This window comes from Maribacter sp. MAR_2009_72 (assembly GCF_007827235.1).
Classification (GTDB): Bacteria; Bacteroidota; Bacteroidia; order Flavobacteriales; family Flavobacteriaceae; genus Maribacter; species Maribacter sedimenticola.
In genome coordinates this window covers 2076752-2095333 of the sequence record NZ_VISB01000001.1, presented here as the reverse complement: position 1 = coordinate 2095333, position 18582 = coordinate 2076752, and the positions used below count along the sequence as shown (strand labels likewise).

Sequence of the window (18582 nt, the reverse complement as noted above, 5' to 3'; positions counted from 1 at the left end):
TACTACATGGCCTTTGATTTTTTAGTTCCGGTGCAGGACAAGGTTTTGGCCCACAATGAGTTGCTGCCCAACCAAGCCATTGGTAAAAACACCTATATACACACTGAAAATGACGGATTGCCCGTATTGGCGAATGCCACCGTTGCATTTTTAGGGGTTAGGGAATCCAGGAATGCTTATGAAAAAAAGCATGAAAAATTGGACGTTTCCAGTATACGGTTACAATTGTATAAACTTTTGGTGGGTAATTGGAACGCCACTCTGGTAGATTTGGGTGATATAGAGGAAGGTGCTACGGTTGAAGACACTTATTTTGTAGTAAAGGAAGTAGTAGCGGGCTTGTTGGAAGAGCAAATCATTCCCATTATCCTTGGCGCAACACAAGATATTACCTATCCGGCTTACAGGGCATTTGATGGTATTAAGGATATGATCAATTTGGTGGCCATTGACAGTCGTTTTGATTTTGGCATTGATGATGAATTGATCTCGTCACATTCCTATATGAGCAAGATTATTACGGATAAGCCAAATAATCTTTTTAATTTTTCAAATATTGGTTATCAAAGTTATTTCAATGCCCAAGAGGAAATTGATTTAATGGAACGCTTGTTTTTTGATGCCTACAGATTAGGGGAAGTGGCCAATGATCTTACCTTGGCGGAACCCGTATTAAGAAATGCGCATATGGTGAGTTTGGATTTGCGTGCCGTTAAGGCGAGTGAATTATCCCATTCTGCCAATTTTTCGCCAAATGGTTTTGATGGCCGTGAAATTTGTACCATTGCAAGATATGCCGGGCTTAGCGATAAGGTGTCGGTTTTTGGAATTTATGAAATGGACAACAATGTCCAGTCCCAGCAGCTAATTGCCCAGATTATATGGTACTTCATAGAAGGAATCAATTACAGGATTCAAGAGTCTCCTTACTCCAAATCAGACGATTTTGTCAAATACAACGTACCTAGCGAAGACGAAGAATTGGTCTTTTATAAAAGCTTGTTAACAGAAAGATGGTGGACAGAAGTACCATCTATTTACACTTCACATACTAAAGGTCATACACCTGCGTTATTACCATGCACCGAGAAGGATTATGTAGATGCATGTAATCAACAGATTCCTGAAAGGTGGTACAAGGCCTATAAGAAAGGCTTTAATTGAACGAGAATATTTTTAAAGCATTAAAAGACTTTAATACAATATTTTATTTAAAACATAGTTTTAGATGTTAGAATAAACCATTGTATTCTATAGTTAAACCATAATCGAAATTTAACCTAAAGTATGAAGAAGCTATTGTTATCCTCTATAGCGTTTGTTTTTTTACTCACAAGTTGTGGGTCTAAACAGAAAGGTGAGCTAACTGGAGTCCAGGGAAAAAAGTGGTATCCCGAAAAACCATATGGAATGGAACTTATCCCAAGAGGTTCTTTCATTATGGGTAAAAGTGAAGAAGACCAAGCAAAATTGTTGAACGCACCTACCAAAACGGTTACGGTACGTTCCTTCTATATGGATGATACCGAAATTACGAATAGCGAATACCGTCAATTCGTAGAGTGGGTAAAGGATTCTATCGTAAGAACCAAATTGGCCATTTTGGCCGATGAGTTGGGAATTGGTCCTGAAGAAGGCGGTATTGGTGATTATGCATTTAAGGATGCGGATACGACCAGGTCTTCAGTATATGACAAATATATGTTGGACAATTATTCAGGAATGGGCAAAACCGGTTATGAAGGTAGGGCCTTGAACAAGGATGAGGATTTAATTTGGGACACTTCGGAATATCCAGATGAATATTATACCGAGATTATGGACAGCATTTACTTGTCTGAGGAGGAGTCTTACAACGGACAGCGTACTATTGATGTAAAACAGTTGAAATACAAGTACAATTGGATGGATATAGAAGCCGCTGCACGTGCATCGATCAAAGGAAACAAAAGCAGAAAAGAATTTATACGTACGGAAGAGGTTGAGATATATCCGGATACCACGGTATGGATAAGGGATTTCTCCTATTCGTATAACGAGCCAATGCACAATGATTATTTTTGGCATGATGCCTATAGTGATTATCCTGTAGTAGGTATTACTTGGAAACAGGCCAAAGCATTTTGTAATTGGAGAACCAAGTTCAAGAATGATGATAATAAGAGTCGTGGAAGACAGTTCGTCAATCAATTTAGGTTACCTACAGAGGCAGAATGGGAATATGCTGCCAGAGGAGGCATTGAAGGTGGAACATATCCTTGGGGTGGACCATATGTAATTAGTGATACAGGTTGTTTCATGGCCAACTTTAAACCTCAGCGAGGTGATTATGCAGCAGATGCGGCATTGTATACCGTAGAGGCTAAATCCTATGAGCCAAACGATTTTAATATGTACAATATGGCCGGTAACGTTTCTGAGTGGACAAACTCTAGTTATGACCCAAGTGCATATGATTACGTATCCACAATGAACCCTAACGGAGGTGATCAGTCCAATACCAGAAAAGTAATTAGAGGTGGTTCTTGGAAAGATGTTGCATACTTCTTACAAGTAAGTACCAGGGATTACGAATATGCAGATTCTGCCCGTAGTTACATAGGTTTCAGGACCGTACAAGATTATATGGGTGAAGAGGACTCTACACAATAAATAGAAATATTAACAGTTTTATAATAAATTCAAATTAAATTTTTAACCAAATCTTTTTTATTAAACCTTAATTAAATTAAAATCATGGCACAGTCAAAATCCACAAAAAAATTATTTAACATGGCCTATGGCCTAGGAGCATCAGTAGTAATTATTGGAGCATTGTTTAAAATTCTACACTGGGAATTTGGTCCACTAACAGGTGGTCTATTATTAGCGGTAGGTCTTATTACTGAGGCCCTTATATTTGCGATCAGTGCATTTGAACCAGTTGATGACGATTTAGATTGGTCATTGGTATACCCAGAATTAGCTGGTGGTGAAAGCAAAGCACCTAAAAAAGGTCAAGCTGCAGAAGTAAAAGAAGCAGAAGCATCTTTATCTAAGAAATTAGATGATTTGTTAAAAGAAGCTGGCGTAGATGCAAGTCTTATGGAAAGCTTGGGAACTAGCATTAAGAATTTTGAAGGCGCTGCCAAAGGTATCGCTCCAACAGTAGATGCAATGGAGTCTACAAAGAAATATTCTAGTGAAATGGTTCAAGCTGCAGCTCAAATGGAGTCTTTGAACAGTCTTTATAAAGTACAGTTGGAAAGCGCTAGCAGACAAGCTTCCGTAAACGAGGAAGTAGTTCAGAATGCAAGTGCACTAAAAGATCAAATGGCATCTTTGTCTACCAACCTTTCTTCATTGAACGGTGTTTACGGTGGTATGTTATCTGCAATGAGTAAAAACTAATTGGATTTTTTACCAAACCCCAAATTAATTAATAATTAAAATCTAAAAATCCATGGCAGGAGGAAAAGCAACACCACGTCAGAAGATGATCAACTTAATGTATTTGATCTTCATCGCGATGTTGGCACTAAATATGAGTAAGGAAGTATTGGCCGCATTCGGTATAATGAATGAAAAGCTAGAGACTTCAAACGCAATGACAACCGCAAGTAACGAAGCGTTCTTGGGTAGTCTGGAAACCAAAGCATCTGAAGATGCGGCTAAATATGAAAAGCTGTACAAGAATGCTCAACAGATCAAAGCAATGTCTCAAGAGTATTATGATTACCTAGAGTCGCTTAAAACTGGAATGACGGAAGGTCTTGAGAATCCAAAGGATTATGCAAGAATGGACAATTCAGATTTCTTAGATCAAAAGTTCTTTCAAGGGGACAACCTTTCAGAAGGAGGAAAAGAGTTCATGAAAAGACTTACTGACTATAGGGATAATGTTGCGGCTATCGTACCAGCTTCATTAAAGAGCTCGGTTATAGATCGTTTCCAAACAGGAAATGCTGAAGGTAAGGTACAAGCTAAAGATGGTATGCAAGATTGGATCAACTATCATTATGAAGGTTATCCTTTAGTAGCTTCATTGGCTAAATTGACAGCTCTTCAAGCAGATGTAAAAGTTACTGAAGAAGCAGCTTTAAAATCTATGCTAGAAGGTGAGTTGACCAGTCAGGTATCTTTAAAGAACTTTGCTACATCCCTTGCGGCTACTAAATCTGCTTATTATGCAGGTGAAAAGTACGATGGTAAGATCATCATCAGCAAAACGGATAACTCTTCTACTCCGGTAAGAGCTGAGTTAACCTTGGACGGTAGAAAATTATCTGAAGGTACTGATTATAAATTAGAGGCAGGTGGTGTAAAAATGCTTATCAATTCTGGTTCTGCTGGTGATCATGAAGTAAAAGGTACGATCTACTTTAAGCAAGACGGTGAAGAAATTCCTGTAGAGGTGAACAATTCTTTTGCTACTATTTCCAAGCCAAATGCAGCATTGATCGCTGCTGACAAGATGAACGTGGTATATAGAGGTGTTGCCAACCCAATGTCTATTTCTATACCAGGTATACCAAACAATAAGGTAAGGGCTTCTGCTCCTGGTCTTAAAGCGGTTAGCGGTAGTAAATACGTAATGAACCCAGGAACGGGTAGAACGGTTACCATTACAGCTTCAGGTACATTGCCAGATGGTCAGCCTATAACTTCTAAATCTGAATTCAGGATCAAGGATATTCCAAGGCCAGAAGGTAGTATTAGTAAGCAGACTGGTAGCATTAAGCTTCCTAAAAGAAACGTAGAGATCGCTACTATAGGTGCGGGTCTAGAGGATTTTGATTTTGATTTGAACCTTGCGGTAAGCGGTTTTAAATTCAAGGTGCCGGGACAGCCAACTGTTTCTGTTAGAGGAAACAAAATGGACAGCAAAGCTAAAGCGGCTTTACAACGTGCAAAAAGAGGTGATATCGTGCAGATTTTCGATATTGAAGCATACATCACCAATAACAAAAGTTACAAGTTGAAGAAAGTATCTCCAGTTGTTGTGGAGATTACAAACTAAATAAATGGAATGATACCGGGTAAGTTGATCTTGCCCGGTTAATTTTAAAGTGAAACAAACATGAATTGGAAAAATGTTTTTGTAATCGGGGCGGTAACAATGTTGCCCATATCTATGATGGCCCAGGCAAATGTTTTGAATGCCAAAAAACCTGAAGAGGTTGGTATTCGTACAGAAGCGCAGAAAGCCGTAGATAACGATGCACCCTTGGAATATGGTTATGTAGATGATAGGGATATACTTTGGTCCAAAACTTTATGGGAGACCGTAGATTTGGATGAGCGTGTAAACTTCCCACTATATTATCCTACGGATACCATGGATATTGGACCGGATAGAAGGTCTTTATATCATGTTCTGATTAAAAATTTAAAGAGTGGAAAATTAGAAACGTATACAGATTCTTATTTCACTAAAAAAAGATCGTATGACGATTTAAAGGATGCCTTGCAAATGGTTGATACCTTGGATTATGGATACGAACAAATGAATGCCGGAGAAACGGTTTCTGAAGAGTACATTACTCGTAGAAGTATTTCCGCGGCAGACATTGAAGAGTACCATATTAAAGGAATTTGGTATTTTGACAAAAGGCAGGGAGAATTAAAGTATCGTCTTTTGGGGATTGCACCGGTAGCACCGGATGTCAACTTCATGGATGACGATAACCCAGATATGGTAGAATTGTTTTGGGTATGGTACCCAGATGCCCGTGAGATTTTACATGAGGCAAAGGTGTTCAACCAACAAAACTCTGCACAACCCATATCTTTTGATATGTTGCTGAATGCACGTAGGTTCAACGCGGTTATCTATAAAGAGGATAACGTACAGGGAGATAGGGAAATTGATTCCTATATTTCTGACAATGCATTGTTCCAATTGCTTGAGGCAAAACGTATCAAGGAAACGATCAGAGATAAAGAACAAGATATGTGGGCTTATTAAGCTCCATATAAAAATCCAATTCATTTTTTAAAAACCCAATCCTAAGATTGGGTTTTTTGTTTTTATAAAACATTTTATGGTTTTGTGATTACATTTGCCCAATGGTAGATTATATAGTGGTAGGGTTAGGGTTGGCCGGAACTTCTTTTTGTGAAACTTTACGGCGAAACAACAAGACGTTTGTAGTGTTCAATGATCGATCGCAAACATCCTCCAGGGTGGCCGGAGGCCTTTACAATCCTATAATCCTAAAGCGGTTTACACTTTCTTGGAAAGCAGATGAACAATTGTTTTATGCCACGGAATTTTATACCCAACTAGAGCAGTTCTTAGGAGTTCATTTTAACAGGAGATTAAGCGTATTACGAAAGTTTGCTTCAATAGAGGAACAGAATTTATGGTATGAGGCTGCGGATAAGGAACGGCTAAAGCTATTTTTGGATACCCAATTGGTCACTAATGATAATCCCCATCTTAACGTGCCCAACAAATTGGGAAAAGTACTGCATACCGGAAAATTAAATACTTCATTATTGCTAGATACCTATGAACAGTGGTTGGTAGAACAAGGAATAATGCACTATGAGACCTTTGATTACAATAAATTAAAAATTGGTAGCAATGAAGTGGTCTATGGTGCGGTCACGGCCAGGCATATCATTTTTTGTGAAGGCTTTGGACTTACTACAAATCCATATTTTAAGTATTTGCCCTTACAGGGTTCAAAAGGGGAGTATCTCATTATAGAATCCAAGGAATTAAAGGAAGAATGTCTTGTAAAATTTTCCCTGTTCCTTATTCCATTAGGAAATGATCGGTATAAGGTTGGGGCTACTTATAACAGGGGTGATAGGGATAACGACATTACCCTGTGGGCAGAAAAGGAAATCATCAATAAATTGAATACCCTTTTAAAATGCAAATATACGATCGTAGGCCAAGAAGCGGGGGTTAGGCCAACGGTAAAGGATAGAAGGCCCTTGGTAGGTAAACATCCGCAATACCCTAATATGTGGGTGTTGAACGGTTTTGGTTCTCACGGGATTATGATAGGTCCATGGGCATCCAAGGCACTTTTTGAACATATAGAAATGCAAAGGCCTTTGGATAAGGAAATGGACATTAATAGATTTTTACCCAATTAAGGTGTGTTGGCCTTGGTACTAGCTTCATACTTCACAAAAATGTTGATCCATATATTTCTGGATAGCCGCATGATAACCGGCATAAAGGCAATCATGGTTAAAACAATGGCGATAAAAGTCTGTATAAGGTCTGCACCAATAAAAAGCCTTGCAATTACAAAGGCGGCAACCGCAAAAGCAATTCCTACCGCATAACTAACATACATGGCTCCATAAAAAAAAGAGGGTTCTATCTTATATTTAAAACCACAATGACCGCACTTTTCATGCATTTTAAAAATTTTGCTTAAATGATAGGGGTTTTTATCCAAATACATACTTTCTTGATGACATCGGGGACAACTTCCTGTTAAAATGCTGTAGAGTTTGTTTCCTTTTTTTAACATTTGCAAAACTTTATGTAAAGATACAAAAAGGCGGCTCTTTTTATCCTTTTGATAACCGTCCAAAAAATTAAAAGTATACAGTTTGCCCTATCATTTGTTATGGGTAAAAATTAAAACAGAAGAATTATATTTTATGTTAAACGTTCATAACCTATCAGTCTCCTTTGGCGGAGAATATTTGTTCGAGGAAATTTCTTTTCGTCTAAATGCAGGGAATAGAGTAGGCTTAGTAGGTAAAAACGGTGCGGGAAAATCTACACTGCTAAAATTGTTGAATAGGGACATGGCTCTGGATACCGGGGTTATAGCGGTAGAAAAGGATATTAAAATCGGTTTTCTTAGGCAAGATATAGATTTTGTACAGGGAAGAACCGTTTTGGAAGAAGCCTATCAGGCATTTGAGGAAATCAAAAAATTGGAGCTTAGGTTAGATGAGATCAATCATCAACTGGCAGAACGTACGGATTATGAAACGGATTCGTATAGTCAGCTTATCATAGACCTTAACGATGTCTCCCAGCATTATGAGATTTTGGGAGGTTATAATTATCAAGGCGAAACAGAAAAGATATTACAGGGCTTAGGATTTAAGCGGGAAGATTTTGATAAAAAGACCGAAACTTTTTCAGGTGGATGGCGAATGAGAATTGAATTGGCAAAACTATTGTTGCAGAGTAACGATGTGCTTTTGCTGGATGAGCCAACCAACCATTTGGATATTGAATCGATCATTTGGTTCGAGCAATTTTTAAATAATTATACGGGAGCCGTGGTCATCGTATCTCACGATAAAATGTTCTTGGACAATGTTACCAATAGGACCATAGAAATATCCTTGGGACGAATCTACGATTATAACAAACCATATACCCAATACTTGGTCTTGCGCAACGAGATTAAACAACAACAGTTAAACGCCCAAAAGAACCAGGAAAAGGAGATTCAACAGGCAGAACGTTTAATTGAAAAATTTAGGGCCAAATCTACAAAGGCATCAATGGCCCAGTCCCTTATTAAAAAGCTCGATAAAATTGAGCGTATAGAGGTAGATGAAGATGATAATAGCGTAATGAACCTTCGTTTTCCAGTGTCCATTACACCCGGTAAGGTAGTGGTAGAAATAGAAGGGTTGTCAAAATCATACGGAAGTAATTTGGTCCTTGATGATATTAACCTGCTTATAGAGCGCGATAGCAAAACGGCCTTTGTTGGTCAGAACGGACAGGGAAAATCTACTTTGGCAAAAATTATTGTTGGTGAGCTGGAGCATGAGGGCCGATTAAAATTGGGCCATAATGTGCAAATAGGGTACTTTGCCCAAAACCAAGCGGAATATCTAGATGGTAACAAAACCATATTGGACACTATGATAGACGCGGCCAATGAAAGTAACCGAAGTAAGGTAAGGGATATTTTAGGTTCTTTTTTGTTTAGGGGAGATGAGGTGGAAAAGTATGTTAAGGTATTGTCAGGAGGTGAACGTAACCGTCTTGCCCTGGCCAAAATGCTGTTACAGCCTTTTAATGTATTGGTGATGGATGAACCTACCAACCACTTGGACATCAAATCCAAGAATGTACTAAAACAGGCTTGTTTAAATTTTGAGGGTACGTTGATATTGGTATCCCACGATAGGGATTTCCTTCAAGGATTAACCAATAAGGTCTATGAATTCAAGGATTCTAGGATAAATGAATATCTGGGCGATGTGGATTTCTATTTGGAACAACGAAAAGTGGAAAATTTCAGGGCCATAGAAAAAAAACAAACAGTTGCCGTAGAAAAGGTCAAGCCCAAGGAAAATTCATTTCAGGATCAAAAGAAGCTTAAAAGCTTAAAAAATCAACTTAGTTCCGTAGAAAATAAGGTGGGCAGTCTAGAGAAGGAAATCAAGGAAATTGACCATAATCTATTGGTAGATTATGATACTACCATTCAAAAACCTAATTTTTTTGATTCCTATCAGGCTAAAAAGGATAAACTGGAAAAGCTCATGCAGCAGTGGGAAAATCTTACAATGGATATAGAGTCTTTAAGTTAAAGTATTTTTATAGACACCTGTTTTAACACGTTTTATAACAGAAAAGCTAACTTTCACAACAAACGGTGGTTGCACAACGATAAAATTTTAGTTTTCAGCGTTAATAGTTCAAATTTGTAGGACAATTCCTAAGTATTGGATACTAAAAACCACCAACATATGAAAAAAATATACTCTTTAAGTTTCAGTTTGTTTTTACTGACTACCGTATGTTTTGCAGAAATTTCCAAAAAGGAGAAAAAGGCCTTAATGGATTTTTATACAAGTACAAATGGTCAGCATTGGGTTAAAAAGTGGGATTTGAAAAAGCCGGTTTCACAATGGTACGGTGTAAAGGTGGTAGATGACAAAGTTGTGGAGATCAATTTATTTCACAATAATCTAATGGGGCCAATCTCTTCTGAAATAGGAAAGTTGGAACATTTAGAGGTACTAAATTTGGCCTTTAACTCATTGACAGGGAATTTTCCCCAAGAAATAGCCAGCTTAAATAACCTAAAGGTGTTGAAGCTGGAGATGAACAGGTTAAAAGGAGAGCTACCAATGGAAATAGGTAATCTGTACCAACTAGAGGAGCTTTCCGCATTCAATAATTTCTTAACCGGTAAGATACCTGCCACGGTAGGCAATTTAAAGGGACTTAAGATATTGAACTTGTCCAGCAATAATTTCTATGGTGATATACCTAGTTCATTAGGACAATTGACCCAATTGGAAACTTTGGGATTGTTTGAAAATAAATTGGAAGGTGCCATACCCAATGATATGGGCAATTTGTCTAACCTAAAGGAATTGGTTTTGGCCAATAATAATTTAAATGGCGAAATACCCAGTGAATTTGCCCAACTGGCAAGTTTGGAAGTATTTCAGATACAGAATAACAATTTTAGTTCTTTTAAGGCTTTAGAGTTTTTGGAGACCAAGGAGTATTTGGTTTTTGATTATGACAAGGACGATAGAAAACTTGAATTTAAGGATATCAACTTTAGTAAGACCAAAATGGCGGATACTAAATTTGAAGATGATATTGAAGAGTAAGAGTAGTTTACACTTTTAGTTAGTTTGGTGATAGAAAGAGATGTACAACTACATCTCTTTCTTGGTTGTGTATTTTTATACAATAATCTATCATAAAATCAATTTTTATACGTTATAGAATAACTGCTTTTTTATGGCAGCCCTGTTTTTTAACAGAGTTGACAGAAGATGAGCATAATTTAATTCCCCAAAACCAACAAAAATTTTTCATTATGAAAAATACCTTCAGAAGCTTAACCGTCCTTTTTGTGCTGGCCTGTAATTTTACGGCCATAGCCCAAATTCCAAAAAGTGAAAAACAATATTTAATTAAGTTCCATAAAAGTACGCTTGGTGAAAACTGGCAGAACCCATGGAATTTAAACGAGGATCCCACTACATGGTACGGCGTACAAATAGAAAACAATCATGTTGTAGGCCTTAAACTGTATAGAAACAATCTTAAAGGTAAAATTCCCGCAGGTATAACTGCGCTTACCAATTTAGAGACCCTAAACCTGGCGTTCAACGCTCTTGAGGGTAATTTGCCCCAAGAAATATTTAAAGTCGGTACATTGAAGGCCATACGTTTAGAAATGAACAAATTTAGTGGTAGTCTTCCTGTGGATTATACCAAAATGCATAATCTGGAGGAACTGTCCATGTTCAATAACCTATTGGAAGGAGAAATACCTGATGGAATAGGGAGTTTGCAAAACTTAAAAATATTGAATCTTTCCAGTAATTATCTAGAAGGCCATTTGCCAAAATCTATTGAAAAATTGTCCAAATTGGAGCAATTAGAGTTGTTTGGCAATAAATTGGCCGGAACAATAGATGTTGAACTTGGCAAGTTGATGAATTTAAAGGAATTGATCCTATCCTATAATAAGTTTGAAGGAGATCTGCCAAGTAGTGTAGCAAGTTTAAATAACCTGGAATTTATACAGTTACAAGGAAACGATTTCAGGTCCTTGAATTCATTAATGCAGTTACAGTCGCAAAAGTTGGCTGTTTTTGATAGTGATGATGAGTTTTTGAACATGAAGTTCAGTAAAGTAGGTGTTAGCGAAACAAGGTTGGTAGATACCAAGTTTGAGGATGTAAAACACTAATTAGAATAAAATATAGATAAAAAAGGGATGCTTGGCATCCCTTTTTTTATGCAGTATATAGTAGACGATACCTATACTTTATGATTTCTTTAACCATGCTCAAAACAAATGCCATATGTCTTTTTTTGTAGTTTCGCTTTTTGTTTTTAAATCTGTTCATAATCAAACAAATAGCAGGTTTAAAAGCGGTTACGTTCATGTTTTGACAATGTTTTTTAAGAATTTAGGGAATAGTGTTCAAAATGTTCTAAAAGCCTTATTAAATAGCTTTTATGATCGTCAATATAGTAATTGGGTTAATGGGACTAGTATGAGGAAAATGAAGTTTCTGGACTATAACTCAATTTAGGATAATGTCGTTTCACTTTGCTTTTTGGCCGTTTCAAGGTAAAACTACGGTCCAGTAGGTTGGTGGGGGGTATATTTGACTTTGTATTTTTTAGATACGTTTTATAAATAACAACAAAATGCGCAAAATTATTTTTACCGGTTTAGGCATATTATTAATTGTCATATCCATCTTTTTTTCCAAGGTTATCATTGATAGCAAGAAAACATTTAAGCCAAGATCAGAGAAGGTGGTCAAGACCGTATTTACGGAAGTTGTTGAAAACGGTACCGTTCCTATTGTGGTAACGGCCAATGGTAACCTATCGGCCAAACAGCGTGTAGAACTTTATGCAGAAGTACAGGGCGTATTTAAAAAGGGCAGTAAGTTGTTCAAGGAAGGGCAATCCTTTAGGCAAGGGGAAACTATTATCAATATAGATGCCGATGAATATGCGGCAAGTGTCCAATCTGCCAAGAGCAATCTATTTAACCAGTTAACTTCGGTAATGCCGGATTTGCGGTTAGATTATCCGGATATTTATCCAAAGTGGCAAAAATATCTGGAGAATTTTGATATGTCCAAAAGCACCCCGGCACTGCCTGAGATGACTACGGAGAAGGAAAAGTTCTTTATATCCGGTAGGGGTATATTGACCAGTTATTACAATGTTAAGAATTTGGAACAGCGCTTGTCAAAATATCGTATTGCTGCGCCATTTACCGGTGTGTTGACAGAGGCTTTGGTAACAGAAGGTACTTTGGTGCGATCGGGACAAAAGTTAGGGGAGTTCATTAATCCGGAAGTATATGAATTGGAGGTATCCATCAGTAAGTCCTACACGGACCTTTTAAAAGTAGGAGAGTCCGTAGAACTTACCAGTCTAGATGATAATGTAATCTACAAAGGAAAGGTTTCACGAATAAACGGAAATATAGACCAGGCATCGCAAACGGTAAAGGCCTATATAGAGGTCGTAGATAAGAATTTGCGAGAAGGCATGTATTTAGAAGCGAATTTGGATGCCAAAAAAGAGGAAAACGCTATAGAAATAGATAGAAATTTATTGTTGGAAGGAAACCAGATTTTTGTGGTCAGGGATTCCGTTCTGGATATCATAGATGTTGATCCGGTCTATTTTTCGGATAAACGTGTGGTCCTTAAAAATGTTCCCAACGGGGTTACGATTATGAGCAAGCCATTGATCGGGGCCTATACCGGTATGGCCGTTAAAATTTACGCTGAACAACCAGATAATACCAAAGGATAATGCGCAAACTGATAGAATACTTTATACGGTACCACGTTGCCGTAAATGTAGTGGTAATATCCTTTGCACTATTTGGTATTGTAGGTGCAAAGTCCTTAAAGTCATCGTACTTTCCATTAACGGATTCCAAGAATATATCAATAACCATTACCTACCCAGGTGCATCTCCACAGGAAGTGGAAGAAGGTATCGTCCTTAAAATAGAGGATAATTTAAAAGGATTACAAGGTGTAGACCGTGTTACCTCAACATCAAGGGAGAACAGTGGTACCATCAATGTGGAAATTGAAAAAGGGGAGGATATAGATTTTATGCTCCTGGAGGTTAAAAATGCAGTAGATCGGGTACCCACCTTTCCTACGGGTATGGAACCGTTGATCGTATCAAAACTAGAGGCCGTTCGCCAAACCATTGCCTTTGCCATTAGTGGTGATAATATTCCCTTGGCCACACTAAAGAGCGTGGGCAGGGAAATTGAGAATGATTTACGGGCCATGCAGGGCATATCACAAATTTCCATATCCGGTTTTCCGGAAGAGGAAATAGAGATTGCCGTCAATGAAAACAACCTATTGGCCTATAATATAACATTTACCGAAGTGGCCAATGCGGTCAGTAATGCCAATATTTTGGTAACGGGAGGTAATATAAAGACCGATGCCGAAGAATATTTGATCAGGGCAAACAATCGTTCTTATTTTGGCGATGAGCTTTCCAATTTGGTGGTCAAGGCCGATCCGTCCGGGGCTATCATCCGCTTAAAGGATGTCGCAACCGTAAAGGATCGTTTTGCGGAATCGCCCAATGCAACCTATTTCAACGGTAATCTTTCCGTAAGTACAACAATTACCAGTACCAATAGCGAGGATTTAATTGCCTCTGCGGAACTGGTGAAGGAATACGTAGAGGAATTCAACCAAAAATATAACAACGTAAAGCTGGATATTGTATCAGACCAATCTACCACGCTCGTGCAACGTACCCAATTGTTGACAGAGAACGCTATTATGGGGATGATATTGGTATTGATATTCCTATCGTTGTTCCTTAATACCAGATTGGCCTTTTGGGTTGCATTTGGACTACCGGTAGCATTTTTGGGAATGTTCGTATTTGCAGGATTTTTTAATGTAACCATTAATGTGCTCTCGTTGTTCGGTATGATCATCGTTATCGGTATTTTGGTAGATGACGGTATTGTGATCGCAGAGAATATCTATCAGCATTACGAAAAAGGAAAATCTCCGGTACAAGCTGCTGTAGATGGTACTATGGAGGTATTGCCTCCTATTATATCGGCCATTATTACCACCATATTGGCATTTTCTATCTTCTTGTTTTTGGATAGTAGGATCGGGGAATTTTTTGGCGAGGTATCGGTAATCGTAATATTGACTTTAGTGGTTTCTCTGGTAGAGGCTTTGATTATACTACCGGCCCACTTGGCACACTCCAAGGCATTACAGCCCATAGATGATAAACCAAAAACAGGATTTGCAAATGCGTTTGCCAAATTAAGGGTCATCAATGAATTTGGGGACCGACTTATGACATGGATGCGTGATACCCTGTATACGCCCGTTCTACATTTTTCCATGAAGTACAAGGTATTTATGTTCAGTATTTTTGCCGCTGCCTTTATCTTGACCATTGGCTCTGTTGGCGGGGGAATCATCAGAACCGCATTTTTTCCAAGGGTTGCCAGTGATAGGGTAGGTATTGAACTGGAAATGCCAAACGGTACCAATGAAAAGATCACGGATTCTATTATTTCCATGATCGAGGAAAAAGCGGAAATCGTAAATCAGGAATTGACCGAAAAGTATTTAAAGGGTACGGACAAGGTGTTGTTCGAAAATATAATCAGGCAATTGGGTCCGGGGTCATCTACCGCCCAATTAACGCTTAACCTATTACCTGGTGAGGAAAGACCGGACGTCATTTCTGCGGATATGGTTACCAGTAGGTTAGAGGAACTTGTGGGTCCCGTAATTGGTGTAGAGAGTTTAATTTATGGTTCTGGAGGTAACTTTGGTGGTTCTCCGGTCTCCGTATCCCTTTTGGGCAATAATATTGAAGAGCTTAAGGCCGCAAAGACCGAACTAAAGAATACCTTGGTGACCAATCCTAGGTTAAAGGATATATCGGATAACGATCCGGCGGGAATCAAGGAAATACGCTTAACGTTAAAGGAGAATGCCTATTTGTTGGGCTTGGACCTACGTGCTATCATGGCACAGGTGAGATCTGGGTTCTTTGGTGTACAGGCGCAACGTTTTCAAAGGTCTCAGGATGAGATAAGGGTGTGGGTAAGGTATGAACGTGATGAACGTTCCTCGATCACCAATTTGGACGATATGAGAATCGTAACCCCTACCGGTGAGCGTGTACCGCTTAAGGAAATTGCGGAATACACCATTGAGCGTGGTGATGTTGCGATCAATAGGTTAGAGGGCAGACGAGAAATTCAGGTATCTGCGGATATGAAGGATGTTAAGGACAGTCCTACGGAGATCATGACAGAGATACAGAATGTCATTATGCCGGAAATACAATCAAAATATCCTACGGTTAGTGCCTCTTATGAGGGCCAGAACAGGGAGTTGGGTAAACTTACTGGTTCATTGAAACTGGTTGGGTTCACCGTGCTTTTATTGATTTATATTACCATAGCGTTTACGTTCAGGAGCTTTAGTCAGCCCCTAATGTTACTATTGTTGGTACCGTTCAGTTTTACGGCCGTGGCTTGGGGTCACTGGATCCATGATTTTCCGATCAATGTAATTTCATTGCTGGGAATCATTGCCCTTGTAGGTATTATGGTAAATGATGGCTTAGTGTTAATCGGTAAGTTCAATTCCAATTTACGCGAAGGTATGACCTTTGATAATGCCATATTTGAAGCCGGTAAATCTAGGTTTAGGGCTATTTTTCTAACGTCCATTACTACAATTGCCGGTCTTGCACCGCTCATGTTGGAGACCAGTAGACAGGCCCAATTTTTAAAACCTATGGCCATATCCATTGCATATGGTATAGGTATTGCAACGGTACTGACTTTGTTAATGCTCCCCTTGTTCCTGTCGTTCAGCAATAATTTAAAATCCAAGAACAGAATGTTGGCTTCTGGCCATAAGATTACCAAGGAAGAGGTAGAGCGTGCCATTGTGGAGAAAAAAGAAGCGGCACATTTGGAAAACCATATGCAGCATTCCCATGATAGTGAATAGGATGAAAATTGAATCAGCAATAAGAAGGTATAGCACAATGAGGAGATTACGATTGATATTTGTATGGGTATTGTTTCCGGTTTTTGGGGCAATTGCCCAAGAGAAGAAGCTTTCAAAGGAAGAGGCCGTGGTCAAGGCCTTGGAGAATAATTTTGGCATTGAAATAGCAAAGAACCAGATAGATATTGCGGAGAATAACGCAAGTGTCCTAAATTCTGGCTATCTACCAACCTTAACGGGTACTGCGGGCGCAACATATAATAACAATGATACCAGAACGGAATTTCCCGGTCAGTTGAACGATGATGGTAGCCCAAGGGGAGATATTGAGGTAAATGATGCCGAAAGCCAGCGGTATAACGCGGCCATAAATTTAAACTATACCCTTTTTGATGGGTTGGGAAGGTTCTATACATTTAAACGGTTAAAGGAGCAGTACCAGTTAAGCACTTTGCAGGCACGGGAGACCATTGAGAATACCATGTTGCAAATGTTCAGTGTATATTTTGAGATCGCCAGATTAACGGAAAACAAGAACGTACAGATGCAGGCGCTGAATATTTCTAAAGACCGTATACAGCGAGCGGAATATTCCTTTGAATACGGACAAAATACTAAGCTGGATATATTGAATGCCCAGGTAGATGTTACCAATGACAGTATTAATCTGTTGAATACGGAACAGCAACTGGCCAATGCCAAACGTGATCTTAACGTAGTATTGAACCAAAACCTGAACGAGGAATATGAAGTGGATACCACCATTGTTTTTATCCCTAAGTTTCAGATTATGGAATATATAGAGAATTCCATTTCCAATAACGTGGCCATTCTACAGACAGAGACCAATTTAACTATTAATGCGTATGATATTAAGGTCAACAAATCCGGTTATCTACCAACGATAGAACTTACCGGTTCATATGGGTGGAATAGAAACCAGAACGCACCGTCCGCTTTCTTGACGGGAGCCGTTTTTCCGGGCACAAACTCCAATGTAGGCAGTATGAGCTTGGGTGCAAGCCTTACTTGGAACCTATTTGACGGCGGTGGTACTACGGTACGTGTCAAGAATGCAAAAATTACCTATGCCAATCAAGAGTTGCTTCGTATGCAGGTAGAATTGGAGGTGAACAGGGATATTCAAAATGCATTGGCCATTTATGAGAATAGGTTAAAGATTTATCAGATTCAAGAGCAGAACGTACTTACCAACCAGAACAATTTTGAACGTTCTCGGGAACAATTTCAATTGGGAAGTATTACATCTATTGAATTTAGGCAGGCGCAGATCAATTTGTTGAATGCGCAGACCAATAAGAATCTTGCAAAATATGACGCCAAATTGGCCGAACTACAATTACTGCAGCTTACCGGCCAGTTATTGAACGTAGAACTGTAACGGGTATTAATTAGGAGGTATGAATATGTATAGCGATAAAACGGATAGCGAACTTGTTGTAATATTACAGCAGGAATCGTTGTTGACTTTTGAATCACAGCTGAAACTAAGGGACGAGTTGAATACCCGTGCTATTGCCACGGATACCACTGCCTTGGAAAATTCCATTGCCCGTAAACTGTCAGAGATTAACAATCTGGATTATTTAAAGGATTTTGGTTTTACGGCGGAAAGAAATGCGGACGAATTGACCATAACGCGCACCAATAAGGCCTTGTTTACGGATATTATAGGAATTGTAATTGGGATATTGGTCTTTCTTTTGGGAATATATGGTTGTATAAACCTGGTTATGACCTTTATCAATGGCGATGAGTTGGATGTGTTCACCTTGGCCTATAAATTTACCATGGCATCTTTGGTATTTATTGGTTTTACCTTTTTTAGCGGACTAAAACGACTGTTTGATTATACCGGTTTTGAACTGACCAAACAAGGGGAGCGCATCACCTTAAAAAAACGTTTTGACGTAAAATTGGAAGAAATTAATGCTACCGCCTCAGATGTTTATTTGGATACCGAGGAAGACACCCTTTATCTAAAATTGGGCCAGCATACCATTTTTACTTCCAATGCGGATAACTTAATACAGTCCATGACCTTAAAGAAATTGACCAACGAGCTAAAGGGAATTTAACAGC

The 18582-nt window shown here is 38.7% G+C and carries 14 protein-coding genes; 13 read left to right on the top strand and 1 reads right to left on the bottom strand.

Annotated elements, in window-relative coordinates; all coding sequences use genetic code 11:
- The first annotated feature begins 6 nt into the window (after positions 1–6).
- The 6 genes from JM81_RS08700 to JM81_RS08675 all read left to right on the top strand — a co-directional run bounded on the left by JM81_RS08700 (position 7) and on the right by JM81_RS08675 (position 7092).
- Positions 7–1164, top strand: coding sequence for a formimidoylglutamase (locus tag JM81_RS08700; protein ID WP_144802388.1), 1158 nt, complete (start codon positions 7–9; stop codon positions 1162–1164).
- A 123-nt stretch (positions 1165–1287) separates the two neighbouring features.
- The gene (gene gldK, locus JM81_RS08695) at positions 1288–2652 is read left to right on the top strand and encodes a gliding motility lipoprotein GldK (RefSeq protein WP_089260656.1); all 1365 of its coding nucleotides are present in this window, start codon (positions 1288–1290) and stop codon (positions 2650–2652) included.
- Between the two features lie 84 nt (positions 2653–2736).
- On the top strand, positions 2737–3390 hold the full coding sequence (gldL, locus tag JM81_RS08690; RefSeq protein ID WP_089260655.1) for a gliding motility protein GldL: 654 nt from the start codon (positions 2737–2739) through the stop codon (positions 3388–3390).
- A 52-nt stretch (positions 3391–3442) separates the two neighbouring features.
- Entirely contained in the window at positions 3443–4999 is a 1557-nt protein-coding gene (gene gldM / locus JM81_RS08685; protein ID WP_144802385.1) for a gliding motility protein GldM, read from the top strand.
- A 60-nt stretch (positions 5000–5059) separates the two neighbouring features.
- Positions 5060–5947, top strand: coding sequence for a gliding motility protein GldN (gene gldN, locus JM81_RS08680; protein WP_144802383.1), 888 nt, complete (start codon positions 5060–5062; stop codon positions 5945–5947).
- A 101-nt stretch (positions 5948–6048) separates the two neighbouring features.
- The gene (locus JM81_RS08675) at positions 6049–7092 is read left to right on the top strand and encodes an NAD(P)/FAD-dependent oxidoreductase (protein WP_144802380.1); all 1044 of its coding nucleotides are present in this window, start codon (positions 6049–6051) and stop codon (positions 7090–7092) included.
- Here JM81_RS08675 and JM81_RS08670 read toward each other — a convergent pair.
- Complete coding sequence (locus JM81_RS08670) at positions 7089–7478, bottom strand: DUF983 domain-containing protein (protein ID WP_089261234.1); 390 nt, start codon at positions 7476–7478, stop codon at positions 7089–7091. The genes JM81_RS08675 and JM81_RS08670 overlap by 4 nt on opposite strands.
- A 133-nt stretch (positions 7479–7611) precedes the next feature.
- Here JM81_RS08670 and abc-f point away from each other — a divergent pair, with 133 nt between their 5' ends.
- The 7 genes from abc-f to JM81_RS08635 all read left to right on the top strand — a co-directional run bounded on the left by abc-f (position 7612) and on the right by JM81_RS08635 (position 18578).
- Positions 7612–9519, top strand: a complete 1908-nt coding sequence (gene abc-f, locus JM81_RS08665; RefSeq protein ID WP_144802377.1) for a ribosomal protection-like ABC-F family protein — start codon at positions 7612–7614, stop codon at positions 9517–9519.
- A gap of 159 nt (positions 9520–9678) precedes the next feature.
- A complete protein-coding gene (locus tag JM81_RS08660; RefSeq protein WP_144802373.1) occupies positions 9679–10557 on the top strand; it encodes a leucine-rich repeat domain-containing protein in 879 nt (292 codons plus the stop codon).
- Positions 10558–10769: 212 nt separating this feature from the next.
- Positions 10770–11651, top strand: coding sequence for a hypothetical protein (locus JM81_RS08655; RefSeq protein ID WP_144802370.1), 882 nt, complete (start codon positions 10770–10772; stop codon positions 11649–11651).
- A 467-nt stretch (positions 11652–12118) separates the two neighbouring features.
- On the top strand, positions 12119–13249 hold the full coding sequence (locus tag JM81_RS08650; RefSeq protein WP_089260648.1) for an efflux RND transporter periplasmic adaptor subunit: 1131 nt from the start codon (positions 12119–12121) through the stop codon (positions 13247–13249).
- Entirely contained in the window at positions 13249–16479 is a 3231-nt protein-coding gene (locus JM81_RS08645) for an efflux RND transporter permease subunit (protein ID WP_144802367.1), read from the top strand. The genes JM81_RS08650 and JM81_RS08645 overlap by 1 nt, the downstream gene beginning before the upstream one ends.
- A gap of 37 nt (positions 16480–16516) precedes the next feature.
- Positions 16517–17881 carry a TolC family protein gene (locus JM81_RS08640; RefSeq protein ID WP_144802364.1) on the top strand — a complete coding sequence of 455 codons (1365 nt, stop codon included), beginning with the start codon at positions 16517–16519 and terminating at the stop codon, positions 17879–17881.
- Between the two features lie 19 nt (positions 17882–17900).
- Positions 17901–18578 (top strand): hypothetical protein, encoded by a 678-nt coding sequence (locus JM81_RS08635; RefSeq protein WP_144802361.1) that lies wholly within the window; start codon positions 17901–17903, stop codon positions 18576–18578.
- Positions 18579–18582: the final 4 nt, after the last annotated feature.